Below are 25671 nucleotides of genomic sequence, written 5' to 3' on the forward strand. Positions count from 1 at the left end.
ATGAAGTTTACTGAAGAGTTCTATAAAAGTATAGCTAACTTGTTTTATGCAGTTTCTATGGTTGATAAAAAGATGACGATAGAAGAAAAAAAGAGTATTGTTAAAAGGGTGGAAAAAAATTGGTCTACTTCAGAAAACAAATCGGATAGTGAATTGATTTATGAAACCTTAAGAAGGTTGATTAAAGAAAAAGTTACTTCAGAAGAAGCCTATGAAAGCTTTAAAAAATATTATTTAGCAGATAAAGAGAAATTCTCAAAAAAAGTAATTCATGATTTATTAGCTGCATCACATGAAATTTCTAGTTCTTATGCCGGAAAAAATAAGTCAGAACTCATAATTTTGGCAAAGTTGCATAAACTATTCAAACTTGTTTAAAAACAACATGACTCGATTTATAATAAAACAAAAAAACACAAAACATGTAATTCCTGGAAGCCCAGTTTTTGTAGGCAATCAAAAAGAAGAAAATACTAGAATACGATTAATAGGTTATGATGAAAACGAACTTGTAGAAGTTGAGCTTAAAGCTATAAGTGAGCTTAATAGTTATTTAAGTAAATACAAAAAACTTTGGATTAATATAGATGGTTTACATGATGTTGAGTTGGTGGGAGAAATAGGAAAATTGTTTGATATTCATACGCTTGTTCTTGAAGATATTGTAAATACAGATCAAAGACCTAGGGTAGATATTGAAGAGCACTATATTTTTACCAGTATTAAGATGATGTTTTTAAATAAAGATAGACATCAACTTGAAGCTGAACAAGTTTCTATGTATTTGTTAAAAAATGTACTTATTACTTTTCAAGAAAGAAAAGGAGATGTTTTTGAACCAGTAAGGGAAAGATTACGTAACAAAAAAGGAAGAGTTCGAAACTATAATATAACCTACTTGAAATACTGTTTATTAGATGTTATTGTAGATAATTATAATTTCTTAATGGAAACCTTTGGAGAAAAAGTAGAAGATTTAGAAGATAAAATTCTACTCCAGCCCAATAAAAATATATTACAAGAAATTAATAAATATAAAATAGAACTTAATTATTTTAGAAAAGCAATAAGACCAACTCGTGAAGCAATAAATAGTTTTAAAGCTTTAAAAACTGAATTAATAACTAAAAAGGAACAACCTTTCTTTAATGATTTACACGATTTAGTTCAACGAAGTTATGATTCAGTTGAAAACTATAAAAATATGTTAAGTGAACAACTTACTGTATATTCTACGAATGTAAATAACCGCCTAAACGATATTATGAAAATACTAACGATATTTTCAGTAATCTTTATTCCTATTACTTTTATAGCGGGTATTTATGGTACAAATTTCGAATATATTCCAGAGCTTAGGTATCGTAGCGGGTACTTTGTCATGTGGGGAGTTATTCTGTTTATAGTGATGATTATGCTAGGGTACTTTAAATATAAAAAATGGTTTTAAGGATTGTTTAAGTATTTGAAATTTAAAATTTTGTACTTTTGTAATGTAAAATGAAAAAAGCATTTCATAAAATAGCGTCTATTTTAATGGCTTTTGTAGTGTTGTTATCTACAATGTCGTTTACTGTTAACAGTCACTTTTGTGGAGACATGCTAGTAGGTACAAGCTATTTTGTAAAAGCTGAATCTTGCGGAATGGATATGAAGCAAGAAACAAAATCTAAAGACTGTTCAGTAAAGAAAAAGAACTGTTGTCAAGATGTGGCTTCAGTAGTTGAAGGTCAAGATACGTTAAAAATTACTTCTTTTGATCAATTATCTTTCGATCAACAAGTTTTTATAGCTTCATTTTACTACAGCTATAATATTTTATTTGAAGGAATTCACGATAAAGTGGTCCCTTTTAAAAATTATGTGCCTCCACTGGTCATCAAGGATATTCATGTGCTTGATGAAGTATATTTAATTTGATTTTTTAAACAATAACTATTTGTCCTTTTGAGAAATTCAATATGATGATTTGTCGTATTCGATGTTTTTTAAAACATCAATGTTTAATTGTTTAAAATCATTTTTTATGCTGAATAAAAGCATTAAATTTTTAATAGAAAACAAACTGGTAGCAGTTATATTACTCGTTTTATTTGTAGGATGGGGAACTGTAAATACACCATTTAATTTTAATACAGGATTTTTACCAAACGATCCTGTAGCGGTTGATGCAATACCTGATATTGGTGAAAATCAACAAATTGTTTTTACAAAGTGGGACGGACAATCCCCACAAGATATAGAAGATCAAATAACGTACCCGTTAACCACTTCTTTGCTTGGAATTTCAGGGGTGAAAACTATTCGTAGTTCCTCTATGTTTGGACTTTCAAGCATCTATGTAATTTTTGATGAAGATGTTGACTTTTATTGGAGTCGCTCTAGAATTCTTGAAAAATTAAATTCATTACCAAGTAACTTATTACCAGAAGGAGTAAGTCCGTCATTAGGACCCGATGCAACAGGTTTAGGTCAAATTTTTTGGTACACACTTGAAGGGCGTGATGAAGATGGAAATGTAACCGGAGGTTGGGACTTAAATGAGTTACGTAGTGTACAAGATTATTATGTGAAATACGCCTTGTCATCTTCAAATGGCGTGTCAGAAGTAAGTTCTATTGGTGGTTATGTACAAGAATATCAAATTGATGTAAAACCAGAGTTGATGCGTCAATACAATATCAGTTTACAACAAATTGTAACAGCTGTAAAGCAAAGTAATCAAGATATTGGAGCGCAAACGATAGAAATAAATCAAGCAGAGTATTTAGTCCGTGGCTTAGGATATGTAAAGTCAATAGCAGATATTGAGAACGCTGTAGTTACAGCTAAAAACTATACTTCAATACGAGTAAAAGATATCGCAAAAGTATCATTAGGAGCTGAGCCTCGTAGAGGAATTTTAGATAAAGAGGGTGCTGAGGTAGTAGGAGGTGTGGTTGTATCACGCTACGGAGCGAATCCTTTAGAGGTAATTACCAATGTAAAAGCGAAGATTAAAGAATTAAGTGCAGGTTTACCAAGTAAGGAGTTAAAAGACGGTAGAACTTCTCAATTAACAATAGTTCCGTTTTATGATCGTACTGAGTTAATCCATGAAACTTTAGATACGTTGAACGAAGCACTTACGTTAGAAATACTCATTACCATATTAGTAATTGTTGTGATGGTCTTCAATTTACGAGCTTCTATATTAATATCAGGACTGTTACCAGTGGCAGTATTGATGGTTTTTATTGCGATGAAAGCCTTTGGAGTTGATGCAAACATCGTAGCTTTATCAGGAATTGCAATTGCTATTGGAACCATGGTAGATGTCGGGGTCATACTCTCCGAAAATATTATTAGCCATTTAGAGAAAAGAGAGAATAGAAAAGAGAGAATAGAAGGAAAAGAAGTCATTCCGACAGAACGAGGTACGAATGACAAGGAATCTCTATCCATCAATCAAATAGTATATAATGCAACAGCTGAAGTTTCAGGAGCAATTGTAACTGCAGTAATGACAACGATTATCAGTTTTATTCCGGTGTTTACGATGATTGGTGCTGAAGGAAAATTATTCCGTCCACTAGCATTTACCAAAACGTTCGCATTAATAGCGGCGATTGTAGTAGCATTGTTTTTAATACCACCATTCGCAGCTATTTTATTCAGAAAAAAAGAGCTAACGAAAAACTTTAAGTACATGTTAAATGGAGTTTTAATTGTGTTGGGTATTATCGCTATGTTTTACGGAAACTGGCTAGGAATTGCATTAACAGCTTTCGGAGTTGTACAGTTCTGGAGTAATTACTCAGGAAAAACAACAACTCATTTTTCGTTTTCCAAGTATAGCTTTACACTGTCAGTAAACACTATCAATATTATTATTTCAGCACTAGCAATTGTTGGTTTGTTAGCAGAGTATTGGAGACCTTTAGGAGTTGATAAAAGTATTGTTACCAATCTTTTATTTGTAGCACTTATTTGTTTTGGATTGTTAGGCTTTTTCAGTTTACTTCAAAAACAGTACAATCAGATATTACAATGGGCATTGAATAATAAAGGACTGTTTTTAACCATTCCATTAACAGTGTTAATTTGCGGATTCCTTATTTTTAAGAACACAGGAAAAGAGTTTATGCCTTCGTTAAATGAAGGGTCATTTTTATTGATGCCAACTTCTATGCCGCACTCAGGTGTAGAAGAAAATAAGCGGGTATTACAACAACTAGATATGGCAGTCGCTAATATTCCGGAAATAGCAACGGTAGTTGGTAAGGCAGGAAGAACAGATTCTGCATTAGACCCCGCACCTTTATCGATGTATGAAAACGTAATTAATTACAAGCCAGAATATGCTTTAAATGCTGAAGGAGAACGTCAACGATTTAAGGTCGATGAAAATGGTGATTTTGTATTGAAAAACGGAACGTCATTACAAGTGAAAGAAGGTGAAGCGAGGCAAACTGTTAATGCAAAAGAGGAACTTATTCCTGATGAAGATGGAGAGTTCTTCCGAAACTGGCGTCCGCATATCAAATCACCCAATGATATTTGGAATGAAATTGTAAAAGCAACGAAGCTGCCAGGAGTAACATCTGCACCAAAACTGCAACCTATCGAAACTCGATTGGTTATGTTACAAACAGGAATGCGTGCACCGATGGGAATCAAAGTAAAAGGACAAGATTTAAAACAAATTGAAGCTTTTGGTGTAAAGCTTGAAGGAGTTTTAAAGAAAGTAGAAGGTGTTAAAAAAGAAGCTGTTTTTGCTGATAGAATTGTAGGAAAACCTTACCTGCTAATTGATATTGATAGAGAGAAATTAGCTCGCTACGGAATTGCCGTTCAAACCGTACAAGATGTGTTGAAAGGAGCTGTAGGAGGTATGCAATTATCGCAAACGGTAGAAGGGAGAGAACGCTATGGAATTCGAGTTCGCTATCCAAGAGAGTTACGATCTAATCCAACCGATTTAGAAAATATTTACGTACCAGTAGCCAAAGGAACTCCAGTTCCGCTAAGTGAATTAGCAACGATTCGTTACGAACAAGGACCTCAAATGATTAAAAGTGAAGACACGTTTTTAATAGGATATGTATTGTTTGATAAATTAGATGGTTTTGCTGAGGTAAATGTAGTAGAGGCTGCTCAAAAAGCAATTCAACAAAAGGTAGATTCAGGAGAACTAGTCGTTCCTAAAGGAATATCATATCAGTTTACAGGAACCTATGAAAATCAATTAAGAGCAGAAAAAACATTGTCAGTAGTAGTACCATTGGCATTGATGATTATCTTTTTAATACTGTATTTTCAATTCCGTTCAGTAGCTACTTCGTTAATGGTGTTTACAGGAATTACAGTCGCTTTTGCAGGAGGATTTATCATGATGTGGTTATACGGGCAAGATTGGTTCTTGAATTTTAGTGTATTTGGAGAAAACTTGCGAGAGTTATTTCAAATGCATCCAATTAATTTAAGTGTTGCTGTTTGGGTAGGGTTTATAGCATTGTTTGGAATTGCAACTGATGATGGTGTAGTAATGGCAACCTACTTAAAACAGACGTTTACTAAAGATAAACCTCAAACTATTGAAGCTATTCGAGCTTCTGCATTACACGGAGGAAACAAACGTATTAGAGCTTGTTTAATGACAACAGCAACAACAATTTTAGCCTTGTTGCCAGTATTAACTTCTACAGGAAGAGGTAGTGATATTATGATTCCGATGGCGATTCCTGCTTTTGGAGGAATGATTATAGATGTTACTTCGTATTTTATAGTACCAGTACTGTATAGTTGGAGAGAAGAGTTTTTATTAAAACGAAAAATAAAAGGAGATGAGTTTTAAAATAGAAAATAAAAAGATAGTCTTGTTTCTTGTTTCGATAATCTTTGTTTTTAAGATGCAAGGACAAGACTTACAGGAATACATAAACATAGCCTTAGAAAATAACCCTGAAGTACAGCAGTTTGATACACAGTACAAGCGTATTTCAGAGAAAAAAACGGAGGTAAATACACTGCCCAATACAGAGTTTGGAGCAGGATACTTTGTTAGCACACCAGAAACACGTACAGGTCCACAACGATTTAAGTTGTCTGTAAAACAAATGATTCCTTTCTTCGGAACCATAACTGCACGAGAAAACTATGTGTCTTCATTAGCAGATGCTGCTTATCAAGATATTGTAGTAGTGAAACGTAAACTAGCAACATCAGTAACGCAATCGTATTACAAGCTTTATGAAGTTAAAGCAAAACAAAAAGTGTTAAAGGAGAATATAGCATTACTAGAAACCTATGAAAAGTTAGCATTAACTTCAGTTGAAGTAGGAAAAGCATCTGCAGTAGATGTGTTAAGGTTACAAATAAGACAAAACGAGTTAGCACAACAAAAAGAAGTATTGCAAGAAACTTTTTTAGGAATGCAGAAAGCATTTAATAAATTATTGAATCAAGATGTTAACACACCAGTTTCAGTAGTTGATAATGTACAAATTCCGACAAAAGTAGCTAAAATACAGCCAGGTACTTTAAAGTTACATCCAGAGTTGATGAAGTTTGATAAGTTGTACACCTCCGTAGAAAAATCAGAGTTCTTAAACCAAAAAGAAAAACAACCTATGATAGGTTTTGGACTTGATTATGTAAATGTTGAAAAACGTACAGACATGGATATGGCAGATAATGGCAAGGATATTATAATGCCAATGGTGTCGTTGTCAATTCCTATTTTCAATAAGAAAAATAAATCTCTGAGTAAACAGAATAAGTTACAACAAGAGGAAATTCTTTCACAAAAGGAACAACGGTATAATACTTTAGAGTCTGTGTTGTACAGAGCGGTTTCAGATAGAAAATCATCTGTAATAAGTTATCGAACACAACTTAAAAATTTAGAGCAAGCAAAAAATGCAGAACAAATCTTAGTAAAAAGTTACGAGACAGGAACAATAGATTTTAACGATGTGTTAGATATTCAGGAATTACAATTGAAATTTCAAATGAATATGATTACATCAGAAGTAAATTACTACACAGAAAGTACCATAATTAATTATTTAATTAAATAAGATGAAAAAATATATAGTTTATATAGCAATTTTAATCGCTGGACTGTTCTTAGGATGGCTGCTTTTTGGAGGTTCTTCAAATAATGAAGCAGCACACGATCATAATACAGTAGAGAAGAATAAAATGTGGACTTGTTCTATGCATCCACAAATTATGCAACCAGAACCAGGAGATTGCCCTATTTGTGGGATGGATTTAATTCCTGCGGAAGCTAGTGCAGATGGATTGGCGGCAAATCAGTTTAAATTAACTAAAAATGCATTGGCGTTGGCGAACGTACAAACTACTGTGATTGGTGATGCTATCAATGCTGATAATACAATTACACTATCAGGAAAAATAGCAGAAAACGAAAAGTCGAATGCAGTACAGGTAAGCTATTTTGCAGGAAGAATAGAACGTTTGAATGTGAATTTTACAGGAGAGAAAATAAACAAAGGTCAGTTATTAGCAACGGTATACTCTCCAGAATTGGTAAAAGCGCAGCAAGAATTGTTAACAGCAGCTTCTGTAAAAGAAAATCAACCCGCATTGTACAAAGCAGTTAGGAATAAACTGAAATTATGGAAGCTATCAGAGAAACAAATCAATCAGATAGAGAAAACAGGAAAAGTCAAAGAAAATTTTCCTGTATATGCTACGGTTTCCGGTACGGTGTCAGAAAAATTAGTAGAACAAGGAGATTATGTAAGTCAAGGACAAGCTTTATTGAAAATAGCTAATTTGAATTCGGTATGGGCAAATTTTGATGTATATGAAAATCAAATCAGTAATTTTAAAGTAGGGCAAAGTATAGCAATTACTACAAATGCGTATCCCAATGAAACATTTAATGCAAAAGTTTCATTTATCGACCCTGTGTTAAATCCAGAAACTCGTACAGTAACCATGCGTGCTGTATTGAATAACAGTAAAGGAAAGTTTAAACCAGCAATGTTTGTTACGGGGAAAGTGGAAGCTGGAGAAAAACAAACTGAACAACAATTAAGTATTCCTGCAACAGCAGTATTGTGGACAGGAAAGCGTTCAGTTGTATATGTAAAACCAGATGCAAGCCAACCAATTTTTGAGATGCGTGAGATTGTGTTAGGAGGAAGAGTAGGTGAGAATTATCAAATAAAAAAAGGATTAGAGTCAGGAGAGGAGATTGTGACGAATGGAGTATTTACAATAGATGCTTCAGCACAATTACAAGGAAAGAAATCAATGATGAATCATACTAAAGAAATTACAGAATCTTTTAACACGCCTAAAAAGTTTAAAGAGCAGCTTCAAAATGCTTATGAAGGTTATATAGAGTTAAAAGATGCTTTAGTAAAAACGGATGCTGACGCTGCAAAAACCAGTGCTGAAAACCTGCAAAAAGACTTAATATCGATAGACATGAAGTTGCTAACTAACAAAAAAGCACATCAACAATGGATGCAATTAATTCCTGCATTAAAATCAAGTAATGAGGAAATAGCAAAAACAGCTGATGTTGCTATACAACGAAAGTATTTTAAAATAGTATCTGATAATTTTATTAAAGCAGTTCAGTCTTTCGGAATTAATGAAGTCACTTATAAACAATACTGTCCTATGGCAGATAGTGATAAAGGAGCTTATTGGTTAAGTAAAGAAAAACAAGTGTTAAATCCGTATTTTGGTGATATGATGCTAAAATGTGGTGAAGTAAAAGAAACAATAAATAATAATTAAATTTCAATTCAAAATGAGAAAAGTAATCTTAGGAGTGGCTATGTTGGCTACTATTGGTTTAGCAAGTTGTAAAAATGAAGCTAAAAAAGAAACAGAAACAAAAGAAGTACAAACAGAGCAAACTTCAGCTAAAGAAGTAGCAATGACTACAGCAATTTTTGGAGTAAGAGGTAATTGTGGAATGTGTGAAAGCACAATTGAAAAAGCAGTAAATGATGTTGATGGAGTAGCATCGGCAGATTGGGACAAATTAAAAAAACAAATAAATGTATCGTTTGATGATTCAAAAACGAATTTAGATGCTATTCACAATGCAGTTGCAGCATCTGGTTACGATACTGATAAAGTTTCAGGAAGTGATGAAGCTTATGGTGATTTACCAGGTTGTTGTCAATACGATCACAATATGGAAATGAGCTTAAAAGGTGATGTAAAAGCAGATGAAATGTCTAATCACTAATTTTTGACACTATTCTAAAAAGTGTAACGAACTTAAAACGTCGTTACACTTTTTTCTTTCTTACTACAACTAAATAACCAACGTATTCCGTATTTATCGGTTATACTTCCAAATAAATGGCCCCAATGGTTTCTCTTTAATGGCAAAGCCATTGTTTTCTTTTCGGCTAAACTTGAATAGTATTGTCTTATCTCAGTTTCATTGTTGCTTTTTAGAAGGATAGAGATAGTGTTTCCTTGTAATAATTTATCTTCATCAAATAAATCAGTACCCATTAATAACATATTTTCTTTTTTAAGAAAAGCCTGTATAATATATTTTTTATAATTGTTAGGAAGATTCTCAGTTTTAGGTGAGTCTTCTAAGGTTTGAAAATATAATTCACCACCCAAGCAATTTTGGTAAAAAAGCATTGCTTCTCTGCAATTACCATTAAACGTAAGATAAGTTATTAATTGGCTCATTATTTAAAGTTAGTGAATCAATTGGTTATAGTATTTATTTTATGATAATTGATATAAGACAAGACTAAAATACCAAGTGCTATAATTGGTAAAAAGGAATTAAGAGTAAGTCCATCAATAGCAGCATGACTTATAGCAGCAAATAAAAAAACAAAGCTAAAACCAGCATATGCCCATTCCTTTATTGTTTTATGTAGTTTAGGAATTATTAAAACGAGAGCTCCTAATATTTTAAAAACAACTAAAGCATTCCCGAAATATTGTGGATACCCTAAGTGTTTAATTCCTTCTTTTGCCAGTTCCGTTTGAGAAAATAATGCAGGCATAAGACCTTCAAATAGAACGATGATAATAGTAGTTATCCAAAATATAGTTTTTTTAGTTTTCATAATAATAAGTTTTTATACTTAGTTAACCTTATTGGTTTTCTACATACTTTTTAAAATTATCTAAAATAGCTTGCCATCCTCCTTTTTGTACATCAATAGAGTTTTGAGTTTCTGCATCAAAAACTGTTATAACTTCAGTATAGTCTTCTTTTGATGTAAAGTTTGTTTTTGCCTTTCTACCATCATCCATGGTGTATGCAATACACTCAAGAGGGCTTACTTCATCGTAAGTACCGGTAAAATCGAAACTAAAGCTTCCATCTTTAGCTTCCATTCTTGATAAGAATTTTCCTCCAACTTTTAAATCGTTTTCAGCACGAGTAGTATGCCAATCTTCAGAAGCTGTATTCCATGTTTTTATATGCTTTGGAGTTGTCCATATATCCCATACTTTGTTAGGAGTTCCTTTAATTGTTGTTTTAACTGTTATTTGTTCCATGATTTTAAGGTGTTAATGTTAATACTACAAAGATGAAATTAATTTAAAGCTTTCTTTGGGTGGTATAACGGCATTTTTAAGGGCTAATTACGCCAATTTCTTATATTTGTTTTATGAAAAACGTTTCTATCCTTGTTCCAGAGTCCGCTGTAATAGAATCTGTTGCTGATCCGCAATACATGTTTTCTGCAGCAAATGATTTTTTAAGATCTAATAATCGAGAACCCCTTTTTAAGGTAAACCTTGTAGGGAGTAAAAAAGAAATTAGTTTTAATAATGGGATGTTTTCTGTCCATACAAATAAGTTATTACAAGAAGTTACTCAAACAGATCTTATTATAATACCGGCGCTTTTTGGAGATATGAAAACAGCGGTTAAACTTAATGAAGAAGCCATTCCTTGGATTGTAAAACATTATAAAAAAGGAACTGAAGTGGCCTCATTATGTGTTGGTGCGTTTTTATTAGCTTCAACAGGAATTTTGAATGGGAAGAAATGTTCTACACATTGGGCTTTTTACAACGAGTTTCAAGAAACTTTTCCAGATGTTGAGGTGAGAGACGGTAGTATTATTACCGAAGAAAATGGTATTTATTCTAGTGGAGGAGCAAACTCTTATTGGAACTTATTATTATATCTTTTAGAAAAGTATACTGATAGAGATACGGCTATTTTAGCTTCCAAATACTTTGCAATTGATATCGATAGAGACAGTCAGTCTGCATTTACAATGTTTACAGGGCAAAAAAACCATAATGACTTGGAGGTTATAAAAGTGCAAGAGTATATAGAAGCAAATTATAAAGATAAAATTACTGTAGATGACATGGCTAGTTTAGTAGCGGTTAGTAGAAGAAGTTTTGAAAGACGTTTTAAACAAGCTACTAATAATACCATTATCCAGTATCATCAACGTGTAAAAATTGAAGCAGCCAAAAGACATTTTGAAAGTACTAGAAAAAATATTACAGAGGTAATGTATGAAGTAGGGTATTCGGATACCAAAGCTTTTAGAAATGTTTTTAAAAAGATTACAGGACTCACACCTATTGAGTATAGAAACAAGTATAGTAAAGGAAGTTAATCTTTTAATAAGTGTTTTGAAGTTTATAGTTTTGAATATTAGTTGATTACTTTTTTTAAAAAAATTGCGCAGTCAAATAACTTCTTTTATTTTAGCAGTTAAATAACTGTGTAATGAAGTTAAGAAGAGATGTATTTCAAGCTATAGCAGACCCAACTCGTAGAACTATTATTTCTTTAGTAGCGCTTCAAGCAATGACACCATCTGCAATAGCTAATAATTTTGAGTATTCAAGGCAAACAATTTCTAAGCATATACAAATACTATCTGAATGTGATATTCTGAAACAGGAGCATAAAGGTAGAGAGATATATTATCATTTAAATCCAGAGGGAATGAAAGAAATAGCAGCTTTTATTGAGCCTTTTAGAGAGTTTTGGGATGAACGGTATAATAAGTTAGAGTCTGTTATGAAAAACTATAAAAAAAAATAAAATATGGAGCAGAAGACCAAAGTTACAGCTGAAGCTGGGAAACAAGAGATTTTAATAAATAGAATATTTGACTTGCCTATAGAACACTTATTTATGGCGTACGTTGATCCTGAAATCATTGAACAATGGATGGGGACCAAGGTGCTAAAACTTGAAAGTAAAGCAAATGGAAGCTATCAGTTTGAAACGACTGATGGAGCAGGAAATAAACATTTGATAAAAGGAGTTATTCACGAGTTTATTCCTCAGAAAAAAATTATTAGAACTTTTGAGATGGATAGTATGCCTTTTGGTGTGCAGTTAGAAGTTTTTACGTTCGAAAAATTAACGGATAGTAAGAGTAAGCTTATTAAGAAAGTAATTTACCAATCGGTTAAATATAGAGATGAAAATTTAAAACTTCCATTTAAAATGGGCATTAATTGGGCACATCAACGATTAGAAGAAGTTGTAAATAAATTATCTAAAGTATGAAAGTAAAAAACATTACGTATTGGGTATTGACAATATTTCTATCAATAGGAATGCTCGCAGGAGGTATTCAACAGATGTTACAAATTGGAGGATACAATGAAATTGTTAAAGCGTTAGGATACCCGTTATATTTATTGAGCATTTTAGGTGTGTGGAAAATATTAGGAGTAATTGTTATTCTAGCTCCTAAATTAACTCTATTAAAAGAATGGGCGTATGCAGGCTTTTTCTTTGCTATGTCTGGAGCTGCAGTTTCTCATATAGCCGTAGGGCAAACTTTTACTGAAGCAATACCATCTTTAATATTGTTAGTAATAACTGTTTTATCTTGGTATTTAAGACCAGATAGTAGAAAAATAAAAAGAATTATAAAGTAAGTTTGAAATGGAAAAAGTAGATAAGTATATAGAAAACATAAAAAAATGGCAAGAAGAAACAAAATTGTTACGACAAATTTGTTTGGATTGTGGTCTTGAAGAAGATTTTAAATGGATGCACCCTTGTTATACCTTTCAAGGAAAAAACATAGTGTTAATTCATGGTTTTAAAGATTATTGTGCATTACTTTTTCATAAAGGAGCATTATTAAAAGACACAGGTAATATTTTAATTCAACAAACAGAAAATGTACAATCGGCTCGTCAAATTAGGTTTACAAAGCCAGAAGAAATTATAAATTTAATATCAACTATCAAAGCATATATCTTCGAAGCTATAGAGGTTGAAAAAGCAGGCTTAAAAGTAAAAACTAAGAAAACTTCAGAATTCGAAATGGTAAATGAGTTTAAAGAAGTACTGCAAGAAAATCCAGATATACAAACAATTTTTGAAGAACTAACCCCAGGAAGACAAAGAAGTTACTTGTTGTATTTTTCTCAAGCTAAACAATCAAAAACACGCTTGTCAAGAATAGAGAAGTCTATCCCAAAAATGATTGAAGGAAAAGGGTACAACGAAAGGTAAGAAATAGAGCTACCTAAAAAAGTAGCTCTATAGAAAACTTAGATAAAAACTTGATAAATTAATATTGTTACGAAGTCTTATAATAGACTATAAAACGTTAGAAGTTGTGTGAAACATCTGTGTAGATACTGCGATACGGTTCCAAATATTAATTTCCCCTATTTGTATAATAATTTGAGCTATTTCATTAGCGTTAAAGTACTCCTTAAGTTTCTGAAAGGTGTCTTCTGTTAATCCGTTGTTGCTTATTAGTGTTACTTCATCAGTAGCAGCCAATAAAGCTTTTTCTTTCTCAGAAAACAAAGGAGATTCTCTCCAAGCACTTAAAGCAAAAATTCTGTTTTGCGATTCTCCGTTTTTTAAAGCCTCCGTAGTATGCATTTCTATACAATAAGCACATGTGTTAATTTGTGAAGCTCTTATTTTTATAAGGTTTTTACTCTTTTTTGAAAGAGTTGTTGTTTCAAGGTATTTGTAAATTTCTAAGATTGCATTATAAGCATTAGGCTCTAATTCTTGAATGTTTAGTCTTTGTTTCATAATTTTTAATTTTATAAACCAAAGGTATTATTCCCAGTAATATTAAAACTTAAGCCAATTTAAGAAACGTAATACTGTATGTTAAAGCTATAAAGAAGCATTTTATTTTTTTTCGGGTTTAGAATAAGTAACAATATCAATTCCTATTCCGTTGGGATCAATAATTGCAAAATGCCTATCACCCCAAGGTTCATCTCTTAACTCAATTTCAATAGGTGTTCCTTTTTCTTTTAGCTGTTTGTAGTAACTGTCTACATTTTCTACTTCAATAGTTAAATATACTCCTTTACCGTTAAATGCCGATTGAAAAATAGGTTTTTGACTAGGATGATTTGGAAGTAAGAAACTAATTTCTGAAGATTTATTAGGTGAATGTAATAGAAGGTAAAAATCATTTTCAAAAGTAACTCCAAAACCTAATGTTTGAGTATAAAATTTTTTAGTTTCTTGTAGTTTTTCGGTTATAATTCCTGCGTTTAGTTTCATTTTTTTGAATGTTTGTGCGTTGATAGATACAACAGTTAGTATCAACCCGATTATTATTAATTTTTTCATGTGCTACATTTTTGTTGAAACAAATTTAGTGTCAAGAGTTTTAGCTTGATTGTATAAATCGGACAGATTTTAAAAAAGAGCTTTAGAGGGGGGTACACCATAAAATGTTTTAAAGTGTTTAATAAAGTGAGCTTGATCAAAAAAACCTAGGTCTAAATAAAGTTTGTTGTTCTTCAAACTTTGTGTAGATGTGGTTTCGTTTAAAACTTGTTGAAACCGAACAACATTACTAAAAGCTTTAGGAGTTGTGCCAATGTAATAATTAAAAACTCTTTGTAATTGACGAGTACTTAAACCAGTATTCAAATCTTTTTCAATATCTAAATAACCTTTATGATGAAAAATAAGAGATAAAGCTTTAAAAAAACGAGAATCGTTTTGTATAGATTGACTTTGAGTTAGGTTTATAAACCTAAAATTAAGGAGTTTCACAATGCTTTCTAACGAGCTTCTCGAACTTATAGTTGTTTGTATCCATTCGGATAAGTGAGGTAAAAAAAGTTTTAGTTCTTGTGATTGATTACTTAGCTCTTTAGCATTAATTTTAAATAATAAAGGAAAAACTGAAGGAAAAAAACGAATTCCTATATAATCAAAATCATTCCCGATAGGAAACTCAACATATTTTCTGCAAAAACCCATTATAAAGCTTTCAGAAATATGCTTTTTGTTAAAGAAAATATCAATACAACCGTCAGAAACAACTCGATAAGAGAAAGGATTTTGTAATGGTTCTTTAGTTTTTAATTGCCAAAAACAATAAATATAGTTCTCTAACCTGATATCAGGTTTTAACTCAATATATGAGATGTTATTAGTTTTAGAATTAACCGATGGTTGTATGGGTTTATAGAAGTTTTTTATGGATTGAAAAGATGTCAAATGTATTATTTAAAATTAAACATAAACTGCTTTGCGATATTTGTTAGCATATTCAGAAGGAGTCATGTTTGTAACCTTCTTAAAAACTTCTCTAAAGCCTTTAGGGTCATTATAACCAACTTCGTACATTATTTCGTTAACCGTTTTATTACCTCTTTCAAACTCTTTTTTAGCAGCTTCTATTTTAACACGTTGTACATATTCCATTACAGTATTGGCAGTTGCTTTTTTAAAACGTCTTTCAAAAGTTCTACGACTTACAGCTATTTTTTCAGAAAGCTCATCAACAGTTATTTTTTGCTGATAATTTTGTTCAATATGTTCCTGAATTTTTAAAATATCTTTATCGTTATGAGATTTCTGACCTTTAAAGATAATAAAAGGAGACTGACTATTTCGATTAATATCTATTTCGAAAATTTTAGAAGAAAGAACAGCCATTTCACGTCCTGCAAACTTTTCTACCAAATAAATGTTTAAATTTAAAGAAGAATAAGCTCCACCGCTTGTGTATAAGCCGTTTTCATCAGTAATAATCCTATTATCAACAAGATTAACATCAGGAAACATTTTTCTAAATTCATCAGCAGCCAACCAATGTGTTGCACAGTCTTGACCGTTAAGCAACCCTGTGCTGGCTAATAAAAAAGCACCTATACAAAGACTCGCAACTTCAGCACCATTAGCATATTGTTTTTTTATCCAAGGAATAAAAGCACTGTTTTTTGAAACTACTTGAGCATAATCTCCATGAATAGCAGGAATAATAATTAAATCTGTTTTTTGTACATCAGCAATTGTTGTGTTAGGAATAATGCTAAATACCCCATTGCTCAACCTTGCTTTTTTGTGGGTGCCAACAAGGTATGTTGCAAACAAAGATTGTTTACCGGCTTTTAATAAGGCATCATTAGCCATGGTAAACATCTTATAAGTAGCTTCTAAATTACTTAAGCTAGAGTCGCCTTCTGGCACAAGAATAGAAATATGTTTCATGAGTTGTGTTTCAGGGAGTTAAACTATGTCAAATATAAGATAAGCATTTGTCGCAATCAACCCTTGGTATTGTCGGGAACATACCTTTGAAGTACGGATAAGACCTTTTATCTTTGGTAATCAAATAATTAAGGAATGAATAGAGAAATTGTTTTGTCTATGTTACTCACCTACAAATCAAGAAAAAATGAATGATAAAGACGTTTTAAATGAATATAACACTGCAACTATGGAATTGTTAAGGTTGATTTCATCGTTAACTGAAAAACAACTAAATAAAAAAACAAAAGAAAGGGGTTGGACAGTAGCACAGGTAGGAGAACACCTTAAGAAATCGTATGAGGTATCAGGTGTTTTAAACGGAAAAGTAAAAGATATACAGCGTAGTCCGTATGAAAAATTATCAGAAATACAACGCTTGTTTTTGAATTTCGATATAAAAATGAATTCACCTAAAGAAATTATACCAACCGAAGAGTTCATTAACAAAGAAATTTTGTTGACGGAGTTAAAAAATAAAATACAATGGGTGAATGATTTCTCAAAGAAGACGGATTTATCAAAACTCTGCTTAGATTTTGAAATTCCTGAATATGGACCATTTACACGAATTGAGTGGATAGGATTTAACACAGCACACACGCAGCGTCACATTTATCAAGTAAAACAAATTATAAGAAACATAAAATTATAAAAACAATGAAAATATGGGCAAATTTAGGAGTAAAGGATATAGAGCGTACACAAAAATTCTATCAGACATTAGGCTTTAAACTTAATGGAGTTCCGACAAATGAAATAGTAAGTTTTTTATTTGGTGAAGAAGAGTTTATAATCCACTTTTTTAAAAAGGAAAAGTTAAAAGAAAGCTTTGAAGGTGAGATAGCAAATCTGAATAATAGTAATGAAGTAATGTTTACACTTTTGGCTAAAAGTAAAGAGGAACTTAATGCATTGATAGAAAAAATAATAAAAGCAGGAGGATATATCCGTTTTGACCCTAGAAAAGATAAGAAAAAGTTTTATGATGATAACGGTTACTACGTTTGTGTGTTTGAAGATTTAGATGGGCATTTATTTAATCTGTTTTACAATTTAAATTAAAGGTACTATTATTATGAAAGCGCAACAAGAATTTACAGTAACTATAAATACTAGCCCTGAAAAGGTGTGGAAGGTTCTTTGGGACGATAAAATTTATTCTCTATGGACAGCTATTTTCTCACAAGGATCTTATGCAAAAACAGATTGGAAAGAAGGGAGTAAAGTGCTATTTCTTACACCTGACGGTAGAGGAATGGTAAGTAAAATAAAACAAAAGATGCCAAATAAGTATATGCTCTTTGAGCATTTGGGAGTTGTTAAAAACAATATAGAAAACTTAGAAAGTAAGGAAGCAAAAGAATGGGCTGGAGCTACGGAAACATATATGTTAGAGTCTGTTGATAGTGGCAAAACACATTTAACAGTAAAAATGGATGTAGTTGAAGAGTATAAAAATTTCTTTTTAGATACATGGCCAAAAGCAATGGATAAAATAAAAGAATTAGCAGAAAAGAAAAATTAGAATAAACATAACTTAAAAACAAGAAAAATGAAAGTAAATCCTTATTTAAATTTTGACGGAGATGCAGAACAAGCATTCAATTTTTACAAATCGGTATTTGGTGGTGAATTCATTGCAAATATGAAAATGAGCGACGCTCCTGATGTAGAAAAGTTACCAAAAAATGAGAGAAAACGTACGATGCATATTTCGTTACCATTATCAAACGATACTATTTTAATGGCGTCAGATACCGTACCTTCAATGGGACATAATCTTAACAAAGGAAACAACAACTATATTTCACTGCATCCAAAAAGCCGTGAAGAAGCTGATCGTTTGTTTAATGGTTTATCTGTTGGTGGAAAAATTGAAATGCCTATGGAAGACCAGTTTTGGGGAGATTATTATGGAAGCTTTGTAGATAAGTTTGGTGTTTACTGGATGATTAATTACAACGAAGCGGTATAATTAACTTTTAATTTAATGGTAGAAGTCTTTAGAACATCTGTACAATCAGTTGAAGAGGAAACACTCCTTTTGGATAAGCTCCAAAAGGAGTTTTCTTACTATAAAATAAATTTTGACTTAGAAGGTTGTGATAATATACTTCGTATAGAGTCTATAGATAACATAATTGATCCTAACCCAACTATCAAATTAGTAAGATATTATGGATTTGACATTGAAGTACTGGAAGATGTGGTTGTAAAAGACAAAACAGTAGTAGAAAGTTAGTGTGTAAATTTATGGAAAAGCAAAACCCTGTTAGATATCTAACAGGGTTTTTGTGACCTCGGCAGGATTCAAACCTGCAACCTCTTGAGCCGTAATCAAGTGCACTATTCAGTTATGCTACGAGGCCTTTTTGCGGGTGCAAATATAAGAATGTTTTTTAAAATATAAAGCAAAAAAATATTTTTTTTCTAGATTTTCAACCTATTTGCCCGCTTCTATTTGATGCTTAAAATCGTCGATAGTGCTTTGAGCTTTTTCAAGGTCTGATTCATAGATAAATACGTCAACTGAATTACCTAAAGTTCCAAAACCAGCCACTCTTCCAGCTTCTTTATTATCTTTTACTAAATACGGAACTTCAATTTCATTAAGTAATTGACTTAACCTATTCACAAAGATTTGAGATCCTGAGAAAATTTTAATATGCTTGTTCATAATGGTAAATTTTAATTCAACGAATTTATTGTAACATAAGCACGCCATCCAATAATAGCCAATTGAAATTTTGATGCTTTCGATATATCCAATTCCTTCTTAGTAAAGGAAGGTAGTAGAGCCTTGTTTAGTTTGGCTAAAAACTTAAAAAAACTTTTTCTCATTAGTAGTTGATTCTATTATCAAAAATAACGAAAAATAATTTGTTATGATGAGAAAAACCAAACTTTACTAAGTTTAAAATGAAAAGTATAGGTTTTAATTAGTTTAATCTTTTAAAAGATAAATTCCAGTAATAAGCTAGCAATTTTAATAGTTATAAGAATTAGTTTTAACGCAAGTATAATCATGTTAGATTCAAGTGTTTTAGTTAGTAAATAATGATGAATTCCGGAATTGTTTTTTCAATATATGAGAAAGGAAATATTACAACCAAATTTTTGAATATGATTTAATTAGATTGAATTTTGATTAAAATCAAAAAAAACATTTTTTATTTTAAATATTAATGTAATAGTCTACAATTATGTTATAAAATGAAAGTGTAAAATGTGTTTTATGTTTGTTTTAATAAGGTTTTAAAGGGCTTTTTTTGATAGGATTGTAAAAGCAAAGGAAAAAGTGTCTTTTAAACCAGTCTTTTTTGGTGTTTCATTTCTTCTAAAATAAAAAAATAAGTTTTTCTTAATAAATGTTTGCCACTATTTTGATAGAAGATATATTTGCAATTTAAAGTAAATCTAAATAAATATAATGAAATTTTACATAATAATAGCAGCTTTATTTTTAACTTATGGAGTATCAGCTCAGTCTAGTTTAAAAGGGCAAATAAAGGATGAAAAAGGAGAACCAATTTATGGAGTAAATGTTCTTATTTCTGAACTTCAAAAAGGCACAACTTCTGATGAAAAAGGTGAATTTATCCTAACTAATATAAAAGAAGGAACCTTAAAGGTCACTTTTAGCATGGTAGGATTCCAGACAGAAACAAAAGAAATAATAGTTACTGAAAACAGTACTGTAGAGGTTTTACAAATATTAAAAGAAGATATAGAAAATTTAAGTGAAGTAGTTATTTCAGCTAGTAGACGTTCAGAATATCTTTCAGAGATACCAGCATCAATAACTGTTGTTAACCAAAAACAATTAGTAGAGTTATCAAATGCTACCACCAATATTAGTGAAATATTAGAGTTTACGGTACCTGGTTTAGCAGTAACTACAGGAACGTTTTCTAACTGGGGGCAAACATTACGTGGGCGTTCTCTTTTGGTAATGATTGATGGTGTTCCGCAATCTACACCTTTACGTAATGGTCAATTAGGAATTAAATCTGTAAGTCCGAATGATATTAGTCGTGTAGAAGTGATAAAAGGAGCAACTTCTATTTTTGGAAATGGAGGAAATGGAGGATTTATTAATTATATTACTAAAAAGCCAAATGCAACTGAAAAAATTGAAGGTACTACCAATATTTGGGGAACTTCTAACTTGGCAAAAACTAAAGATGCTCTTGGGTTTGGAGCGTATCAGTCACTACGTGGAAGCATAGACAAGTTTAACTATTACGTGAGTGGAAGTTATGAAAAAACAGGAAACAAGTATGATGCTGATGGTAAAGTTATACTACCTACTTATGGATTAGACAATACAAGGATTTATACTGCTTTGGCTAAATTAGAATATCAAATATCTGATAGACAAAAAATAAGTATTGGAGGGAACTTATACAATTCTTTACAAGATACGCCATTTATACCAGTTCCAGGATCTTTTGAAGTGTATAACGAAAATGGAGATTATACGTTGACTCCTGGTTATGGGGTTGAAGGATCTATTGAAGGACAAGAACCTACAGGGTCTAAACTGTATAACGGAAACTTAAAATATGATTTAAATACTATTTTTGATGGTACAACAGATTTTACTGCCGATATATATTATCAAAAAACCAAAAACGTATTCTTCTATTCAGATAAGTTTGAAAACGGAGGTCAGTCAGTTATTAATGCAGAGAAATATGGATTAAGACCTAACTTTAATACAACTCTAACCCCAAATGAATCAACAGAGGTTTCGTTAACGTATGGTTTAGATTTATTGAAAGACAAAACCAATCAAGGGTTGTTAGATGGTAGATTATGGGTGCCAAATATTGATATGTTTAGTTGGGCACAGTACATACAATCTACTGTGAAATTTAATGATGAATGGGTTTTAAAAGCAGGATTGAGGTATGATGATATGAACCTCAGAATAGATGATTATAATACGTTACCATATTCACCTTTAGGTGATGGTAATTTTAATCCTTCAGTAGCTGTAGAAGGAGGGAAGTTAGGATTTGATAACTTGGCTTTTAATGCAGGAGTTAGATATATTAAATACAAAGAGTTTATTCCTTATGTAAGTTACTCTCAAGGTTTTTCAATCGCTGATTTAGGGTCTGTTTTACGTTCTGCAAAAGCAGATAGTGTTGAGGATATTCAATTAGAGCCAGCAGTAACCAAAAATTATGAGTTTGGTTTTTTATCAAAATTCAATAATTTTAGATTAGAAGCCGTAGGGTATTATAGTGTTTCTAATTTAGGTACAGGGGTTGCATTTGATGAAAATACCAACTCTTTTGTACCATCTAAAAAACCACAGAATATTTATGGAGGAGAAGTAGCAATTGACTATACTGCTTTTGATAATAAATTAAAAGTAGGAACCTCATATTCTTATGTTGAAGGTGTAACTCATAATGTAGGAGATGAAAATAACCTAACTTATTTAGGGGGTGATGTAATTGCAGCACCAAAATTAACAGCATATGTAACTTGGGTTCCAACAGAAAAAATTAGCACCTCTTTACGAATGACTAATTTAGGAGATAGAAATCGTTTTAATCCATATTTAGATGCAAACGATAAGTATACTTTTAGGCATACGCAGTTTCCAGTAGAAGGCTATACTTTACTTAACTGGTCAATGAATTATAAATTACAAGAAAATATATCAGTTTCATTAGCGGTAAATAATTTATTAAACGAATACTATTTGCCTGCAAGATCACAATGGGCAGCACCTTTGAGAACTTTTACAGGAACAGGTGAAGGAACAAATGCTAAATTAAGTGTGCTGTATAATTTCTAAAGTATAAAAGAGCAACTTACATTTGCAAAAATTAAAACCCAGAATCTATAAATAGGTTCTGGGTTTCAAAAATTTAATATACTAATTGCAACAAATACATAAAATAGTTTGGAAAATACATCTATGGCTAGGACTTAGCTGTGGAATTATAGCTTCTTTTTCAGGACTTACAGGAGCGCTATATGTTTGGCAGCCAGAAATAACTACATTATTTAATCCTGAGCTATTAGAGGTTGAAGGTTTTTCAAGTATACCTCAAGAAGAACTTTTAAATTCAGCTTATTCTTTAATAGAACAAAGCAAAGAAAAAATACATAGAATTTATTTTCCATATCGAGAACAGCAAACTATTGCAATAGAATATATTAATGGAAAAACATTTTATTACCACCCAAAGACGAAAGCTTTTTTAGGAGGAAAATCTACATCCATAATTTTTTTTGATTTACTTTTGAGTTTACATCGAACCTTAGGGATTCCTAAAATTGGCAAATATATTATAGGAACAAGCTCCTTGTTGTTCTGCTTCTTTTTATTAACAACAGGTTTTTATATTTGGTGGAAAGCTTATAAAAATAATTTATCAAAAGGGTTTACAATGAAGTGGAAGCCCAAGAAAAAAAGATTTAATTTCAACCTACATAAAGTGTTTGGAATTTATTTTTTAGTTCCGCTTTTTATAATGGCATTTACTGGGGCTTACTTTACCTATTATAAAACATATAAATCATTTTTGTCAATATTCGATGATTCTAATAAAATAGAAGCTAATAAGCAGAATGAAGAATTTGAAGATACTTTTTCATTAAAAAAAGCAATGCTGGAGCCTGATAATTCATATGCTTTAAGAGCTGTTTACTTTCCAAAAGACAGTACCGGTGTTTATAGACTTAGATATATAAAAGATCGATTTATTAAAGCTGGATTTAGAAAAACAAAAGAAATGGAAAAGGATCAACAAGGTCAATTAAGAACCTTGTCAAAATTTGAAACAGACACAAATAGTAATCGAATTTCAGCACAGTTTTATCCAATACATATTGGAGAAATAGCGGGAGTATTTGGTAGAGTTTTGGTATTTGTTTCTGGTCTTGTTCCTTTAGTTTTATTAATAACAGGTTTTAGAATCTATAGTTCAAAACGTAAGAGGTTAAAGAGGTAAACTTGTTAAAAAATATAGAGTCTAGTACTTGAATTTGTTTTAATTTTTGCTTCGTAAAAATCTTATCTTCGCCAAAAAAATATTTTATGAGCATTCTGTACATTATTATTGGTTTAGCGTTGTTAGTTTTAGGTGGAAATTGGTTGTTAAAAGCAGCGGTAGGTTTATCACTTAAACTACATATACCAAAAATAGTAATAGGTATGACAGTGGTGTCGTTTGCTACATCAGCACCAGAGTTAATAGTAAGTATAAAATCAGCTTTAGACGGAGCAACAGGTTTAGCGGTAGGTAATGTTATTGGTTCTAATATTGCAAACCTAGCTCTAGTATTAGGTATAACAGTAATACTATCATCAATTGATGTAGAAAAAAGTTTTTATAAAACAGATTGGCCAGTAATGATGATTGCTTCCATAATACTGTATTTTTTTATAGCAAATGATAAAATAATTCAATTTTATGAAGGAGCTATTTTGTTTGGAATGTTAGTAGTGTTTTTGATTTATTTACTGCGTTTTCAAAAACAAGCGGTTGTTGATGAGGTGCCTGAAGATGATGAAGAGTTACCACTATATAAAATAGCACTATTTTTAGCAATAGGAGGTGTAGGTTTATGGGGTGGTTCAGAGTTGTTAATTAATGGCTCGGTAACTTTAGCAGCAAATTTAGGGGTTAGTGATGCAATAATAGGAGTAACGGTAGTGTCGGTAGGAACAAGCGTTCCTGAGTTAGCAGCATCAATTATTGCAGTATTAAAGAAAGAAAAAGCAATTTCATTAGGAAACTTAATAGGCTCTAACGTATTTAATATTTTAGCTGTTCTGGGTATTACTGCAATGATTACTCCTGTAGAAGTGAAGCCAGATGCATATAGCTTAATCAACAACGATATTTATTGGATGTTAGGTATTTCATTTGCTATACTACCGTTAGTTTTCTTTCCAAAAGGAATGCGCCTTGGGTGGAGAGATGGAATTATCTTGTTAGCAACGTATGTAACTTTCATCTATTTAACAATTTCGTAAAAACGAATTAGTCCTAAACTAAAAAAAGCCGCTAATAGCGGCTTTTTTTAGTTGTGTTGTTATGTTAATTATATGTTGGCACCCTTTACAGTTTCTATAATTCTGCCAGCTACTTTATAAGGATCAGCGTTTGAAGCAGGTCTTCTGTCTTCTAACCAGCCTTTCCATCCTTTTTCTACAGTAATAATAGGAATACGGATTGAAGCCCCTCTATCAGAAACACCATAACTAAAGTCAGATACATGAGCAGTTTCGTGTAAACCAGTTAAGCGCTCATCATTATTAGCTCCGTATACATCCATGTGTTCCTCGGTAACAGGCCTAAATGCTTCACAAATCTTCTCGTAAGTTTCTTGAGAACCACAAGTTCTTAAAGTAGTGTTAGAGAAGTTTGCGTGCATACCAGAACCATTCCAATCTCCTTTTACTGGTTTTGGATGGTACTCAATATAGTAGCCATGCTTTTCAGTTAAACGATCTAATAAGTAACGAGCAACCCAAATTTCATCACCTGCTTTTTTGGCACCCTGTGCAAACAATTGAAATTCCCATTGTCCTGGAGCAACCTCTTGGTTAATTCCTTCAAAGTTTAAACCAGCCTCAATACATAAATCAGCATGTTCTTCAACGAAATCTCTTCCCCAAGTGTATCTTCCACCTACAGAACAGTAGTATTTTCCTTGAGGTCCAGGGAATCCACCACGTGGGAACCCTAAAGGTAAATCAGTTTTGGTATCCATTAAGAAATACTCTTGCTCAAAACCAAACCAAAAATCATTATCGTTATCATCAATTTTAGCACGTGCATTAGATGCGTGAGGAGTACCGTCAGCGTTTAAAACTTCAGACATTACTAAGAATCCATTTTTTCTAGTAGGGTCAGGATAAATAGCAACAGGCTTTAGTAAACAGTCAGAAGCACCTCCAGAAGCTTGTTCTGTAGAACTTCCATCAAAAGACCAAACTGGGCAATCTTCTAATTTACCACTAAAGTCGTCTTCAACCTTAGTCTTACTACGCATGTTTTGAGTTGGTTCATGACCATCTAACCAAATGTATTCTAATTTTGATTTACTCATGATTTTTGTTTTTGTGTTGTTTTAGAGTTAATTATGGGGCAAAATTGAGTATTTTTTGTTAAAGGGCAAAATTTTTAAGGGTATTTTTGTTTAAAATTAAC

At 31.7% G+C, this 25671-nt stretch carries 30 protein-coding genes and 1 tRNA gene; 20 read left to right on the plus strand and 11 right to left on the minus strand.

What is annotated here, in order from left to right:
* The 7 genes from C7448_RS05260 to C7448_RS05290 all read left to right on the plus strand — a co-directional run bounded on the left by C7448_RS05260 (nt 1) and on the right by C7448_RS05290 (nt 9223).
* Nucleotides 1-378 carry a hypothetical protein gene (locus C7448_RS05260; RefSeq protein ID WP_115900324.1) on the plus strand — a complete coding sequence of 126 codons (378 nt, stop codon included), beginning with the start codon at nt 1-3 and terminating at the stop codon, nt 376-378.
* A gap of 7 nt (nt 379-385) precedes the next feature.
* The gene (corA, locus tag C7448_RS05265; RefSeq protein ID WP_115900325.1) at nt 386-1450 is read left to right on the plus strand and encodes a magnesium/cobalt transporter CorA; all 1065 of its coding nucleotides are present in this window, start codon (nt 386-388) and stop codon (nt 1448-1450) included.
* A 50-nt stretch (nt 1451-1500) separates the two neighbouring features.
* A complete protein-coding gene (locus C7448_RS05270) occupies nt 1501-1920 on the plus strand; it encodes an HYC_CC_PP family protein (RefSeq protein ID WP_245939435.1) in 420 nt (139 codons plus the stop codon).
* A gap of 106 nt (nt 1921-2026) precedes the next feature.
* Nucleotides 2027-5836: an efflux RND transporter permease subunit gene (locus tag C7448_RS05275; RefSeq protein ID WP_115900620.1), complete on the plus strand. Its 3810-nt coding sequence runs from the start codon at nt 2027-2029 to the stop codon at nt 5834-5836.
* Entirely contained in the window at nt 5826-7061 is a 1236-nt protein-coding gene (locus C7448_RS05280) for a TolC family protein (RefSeq protein ID WP_115900326.1), read from the plus strand. Before C7448_RS05275 ends, C7448_RS05280 begins: the two co-directional genes overlap by 11 nt.
* A gap of 1 nt (nt 7062) precedes the next feature.
* Nucleotides 7063-8763, plus strand: a complete 1701-nt coding sequence (locus tag C7448_RS05285; protein ID WP_115900327.1) for an efflux RND transporter periplasmic adaptor subunit — start codon at nt 7063-7065, stop codon at nt 8761-8763.
* Between the two features lie 13 nt (nt 8764-8776).
* Nucleotides 8777-9223 carry a heavy-metal-associated domain-containing protein gene (locus C7448_RS05290; RefSeq protein WP_115900328.1) on the plus strand — a complete coding sequence of 149 codons (447 nt, stop codon included), beginning with the start codon at nt 8777-8779 and terminating at the stop codon, nt 9221-9223.
* A gap of 32 nt (nt 9224-9255) precedes the next feature.
* On the opposite strand, the gene C7448_RS05295 is transcribed toward C7448_RS05290, so the two are convergent.
* Genes C7448_RS05295 through C7448_RS05305 form a run of 3 tightly spaced genes read right to left on the minus strand, consistent with a single transcriptional unit; the run spans nt 9256 to nt 10515 of the window.
* Complete coding sequence (locus tag C7448_RS05295; RefSeq protein ID WP_115900329.1) at nt 9256-9687, minus strand: VOC family protein; 432 nt, start codon at nt 9685-9687, stop codon at nt 9256-9258.
* A gap of 17 nt (nt 9688-9704) precedes the next feature.
* Nucleotides 9705-10076: a DoxX family protein gene (locus tag C7448_RS05300; RefSeq protein WP_115900330.1), complete on the minus strand. Its 372-nt coding sequence runs from the start codon at nt 10074-10076 to the stop codon at nt 9705-9707.
* Nucleotides 10077-10104: 28 nt separating this feature from the next.
* Nucleotides 10105-10515 (minus strand): SRPBCC family protein, encoded by a 411-nt coding sequence (locus tag C7448_RS05305; protein WP_115900331.1) that lies wholly within the window; start codon nt 10513-10515, stop codon nt 10105-10107.
* Between the two features lie 113 nt (nt 10516-10628).
* Here C7448_RS05305 and C7448_RS05310 point away from each other — a divergent pair, with 113 nt between their 5' ends.
* The 5 genes from C7448_RS05310 to C7448_RS05330 all read left to right on the plus strand — a co-directional run bounded on the left by C7448_RS05310 (nt 10629) and on the right by C7448_RS05330 (nt 13471).
* Complete coding sequence (locus C7448_RS05310) at nt 10629-11600, plus strand: GlxA family transcriptional regulator (protein ID WP_115900332.1); 972 nt, start codon at nt 10629-10631, stop codon at nt 11598-11600.
* Between the two features lie 113 nt (nt 11601-11713).
* Entirely contained in the window at nt 11714-12034 is a 321-nt protein-coding gene (locus C7448_RS05315) for an ArsR/SmtB family transcription factor (RefSeq protein ID WP_115900334.1), read from the plus strand.
* Between the two features lie 3 nt (nt 12035-12037).
* The gene (locus tag C7448_RS05320) at nt 12038-12508 is read left to right on the plus strand and encodes an SRPBCC family protein (protein WP_115900335.1); all 471 of its coding nucleotides are present in this window, start codon (nt 12038-12040) and stop codon (nt 12506-12508) included.
* Entirely contained in the window at nt 12505-12885 is a 381-nt protein-coding gene (locus C7448_RS05325) for a DoxX family protein (RefSeq protein ID WP_115900336.1), read from the plus strand. The genes C7448_RS05320 and C7448_RS05325 overlap by 4 nt, the downstream gene beginning before the upstream one ends.
* Before the next feature lie 7 nt (nt 12886-12892).
* On the plus strand, nt 12893-13471 hold the full coding sequence (locus C7448_RS05330) for a YdeI/OmpD-associated family protein (RefSeq protein WP_115900338.1): 579 nt from the start codon (nt 12893-12895) through the stop codon (nt 13469-13471).
* A gap of 87 nt (nt 13472-13558) precedes the next feature.
* On the opposite strand, the gene C7448_RS05335 is transcribed toward C7448_RS05330, so the two are convergent.
* From C7448_RS05335 to C7448_RS05350, 4 genes are all read right to left on the minus strand, one after another.
* A complete protein-coding gene (locus C7448_RS05335) occupies nt 13559-14011 on the minus strand; it encodes a carboxymuconolactone decarboxylase family protein (RefSeq protein WP_115900340.1) in 453 nt (150 codons plus the stop codon).
* A gap of 102 nt (nt 14012-14113) precedes the next feature.
* Nucleotides 14114-14497, minus strand: coding sequence for a VOC family protein (locus tag C7448_RS05340; protein WP_115900621.1), 384 nt, complete (start codon nt 14495-14497; stop codon nt 14114-14116).
* A gap of 138 nt (nt 14498-14635) precedes the next feature.
* Nucleotides 14636-15448 (minus strand): AraC family transcriptional regulator, encoded by an 813-nt coding sequence (locus C7448_RS05345; protein WP_211321885.1) that lies wholly within the window; start codon nt 15446-15448, stop codon nt 14636-14638.
* Nucleotides 15449-15463: 15 nt separating this feature from the next.
* Complete coding sequence (locus C7448_RS05350; protein WP_115900343.1) at nt 15464-16444, minus strand: GlxA family transcriptional regulator; 981 nt, start codon at nt 16442-16444, stop codon at nt 15464-15466.
* A gap of 187 nt (nt 16445-16631) precedes the next feature.
* Between C7448_RS05350 and C7448_RS05355 the strand changes: the two genes are divergently transcribed.
* The 5 genes from C7448_RS05355 to C7448_RS05375 are packed head-to-tail and all read left to right on the plus strand — an operon-like array spanning nt 16632 to nt 18728.
* Nucleotides 16632-17138 carry a DinB family protein gene (locus C7448_RS05355; RefSeq protein WP_115900344.1) on the plus strand — a complete coding sequence of 169 codons (507 nt, stop codon included), beginning with the start codon at nt 16632-16634 and terminating at the stop codon, nt 17136-17138.
* 5 nt (nt 17139-17143) lie between these two features.
* Nucleotides 17144-17548, plus strand: a complete 405-nt coding sequence (locus C7448_RS05360; RefSeq protein WP_245939436.1) for a VOC family protein — start codon at nt 17144-17146, stop codon at nt 17546-17548.
* Nucleotides 17549-17561: 13 nt separating this feature from the next.
* Complete coding sequence (locus tag C7448_RS05365) at nt 17562-18011, plus strand: SRPBCC domain-containing protein (protein WP_115900346.1); 450 nt, start codon at nt 17562-17564, stop codon at nt 18009-18011.
* A 27-nt stretch (nt 18012-18038) separates the two neighbouring features.
* Nucleotides 18039-18461, plus strand: a complete 423-nt coding sequence (locus C7448_RS05370; RefSeq protein ID WP_115900348.1) for a VOC family protein — start codon at nt 18039-18041, stop codon at nt 18459-18461.
* A gap of 15 nt (nt 18462-18476) precedes the next feature.
* Nucleotides 18477-18728 carry a GNAT family protein gene (locus C7448_RS05375; protein WP_115900349.1) on the plus strand — a complete coding sequence of 84 codons (252 nt, stop codon included), beginning with the start codon at nt 18477-18479 and terminating at the stop codon, nt 18726-18728.
* 53 nt (nt 18729-18781) lie between these two features.
* On the opposite strand, the gene C7448_RS05380 is transcribed toward C7448_RS05375, so the two are convergent.
* From C7448_RS05380 to C7448_RS16145, 3 genes are all read right to left on the minus strand, one after another.
* Nucleotides 18782-18855 (minus strand) — tRNA-Arg (locus C7448_RS05380).
* Between the two features lie 74 nt (nt 18856-18929).
* On the minus strand, nt 18930-19163 hold the full coding sequence (locus C7448_RS05385; RefSeq protein WP_115900351.1) for a putative signal transducing protein: 234 nt from the start codon (nt 19161-19163) through the stop codon (nt 18930-18932).
* 11 nt (nt 19164-19174) lie between these two features.
* Nucleotides 19175-19327: an SsrA-binding protein gene (locus tag C7448_RS16145; RefSeq protein WP_115900352.1), complete on the minus strand. Its 153-nt coding sequence runs from the start codon at nt 19325-19327 to the stop codon at nt 19175-19177.
* 589 nt (nt 19328-19916) lie between these two features.
* Here C7448_RS16145 and C7448_RS05395 point away from each other — a divergent pair.
* From C7448_RS05395 to C7448_RS05405, 3 genes are all read left to right on the plus strand, one after another.
* The gene (locus C7448_RS05395) at nt 19917-22301 is read left to right on the plus strand and encodes a TonB-dependent receptor (protein ID WP_115900353.1); all 2385 of its coding nucleotides are present in this window, start codon (nt 19917-19919) and stop codon (nt 22299-22301) included.
* 85 nt (nt 22302-22386) lie between these two features.
* Nucleotides 22387-23463 (plus strand): PepSY-associated TM helix domain-containing protein, encoded by a 1077-nt coding sequence (locus C7448_RS05400; RefSeq protein WP_115900354.1) that lies wholly within the window; start codon nt 22387-22389, stop codon nt 23461-23463.
* 86 nt (nt 23464-23549) lie between these two features.
* The gene (locus tag C7448_RS05405) at nt 23550-24491 is read left to right on the plus strand and encodes a calcium/sodium antiporter (RefSeq protein WP_115900355.1); all 942 of its coding nucleotides are present in this window, start codon (nt 23550-23552) and stop codon (nt 24489-24491) included.
* Nucleotides 24492-24559: 68 nt separating this feature from the next.
* Here C7448_RS05405 and C7448_RS05410 read toward each other — a convergent pair whose 3' ends face one another.
* Nucleotides 24560-25570: a glutamine synthetase beta-grasp domain-containing protein gene (locus C7448_RS05410; protein ID WP_115900356.1), complete on the minus strand. Its 1011-nt coding sequence runs from the start codon at nt 25568-25570 to the stop codon at nt 24560-24562.
* Nucleotides 25571-25671: the final 101 nt, after the last annotated feature.

This window comes from Tenacibaculum gallaicum (genome assembly GCF_003387615.1).
Classification (GTDB): domain Bacteria; phylum Bacteroidota; class Bacteroidia; order Flavobacteriales; family Flavobacteriaceae; genus Polaribacter; species Polaribacter gallaicus.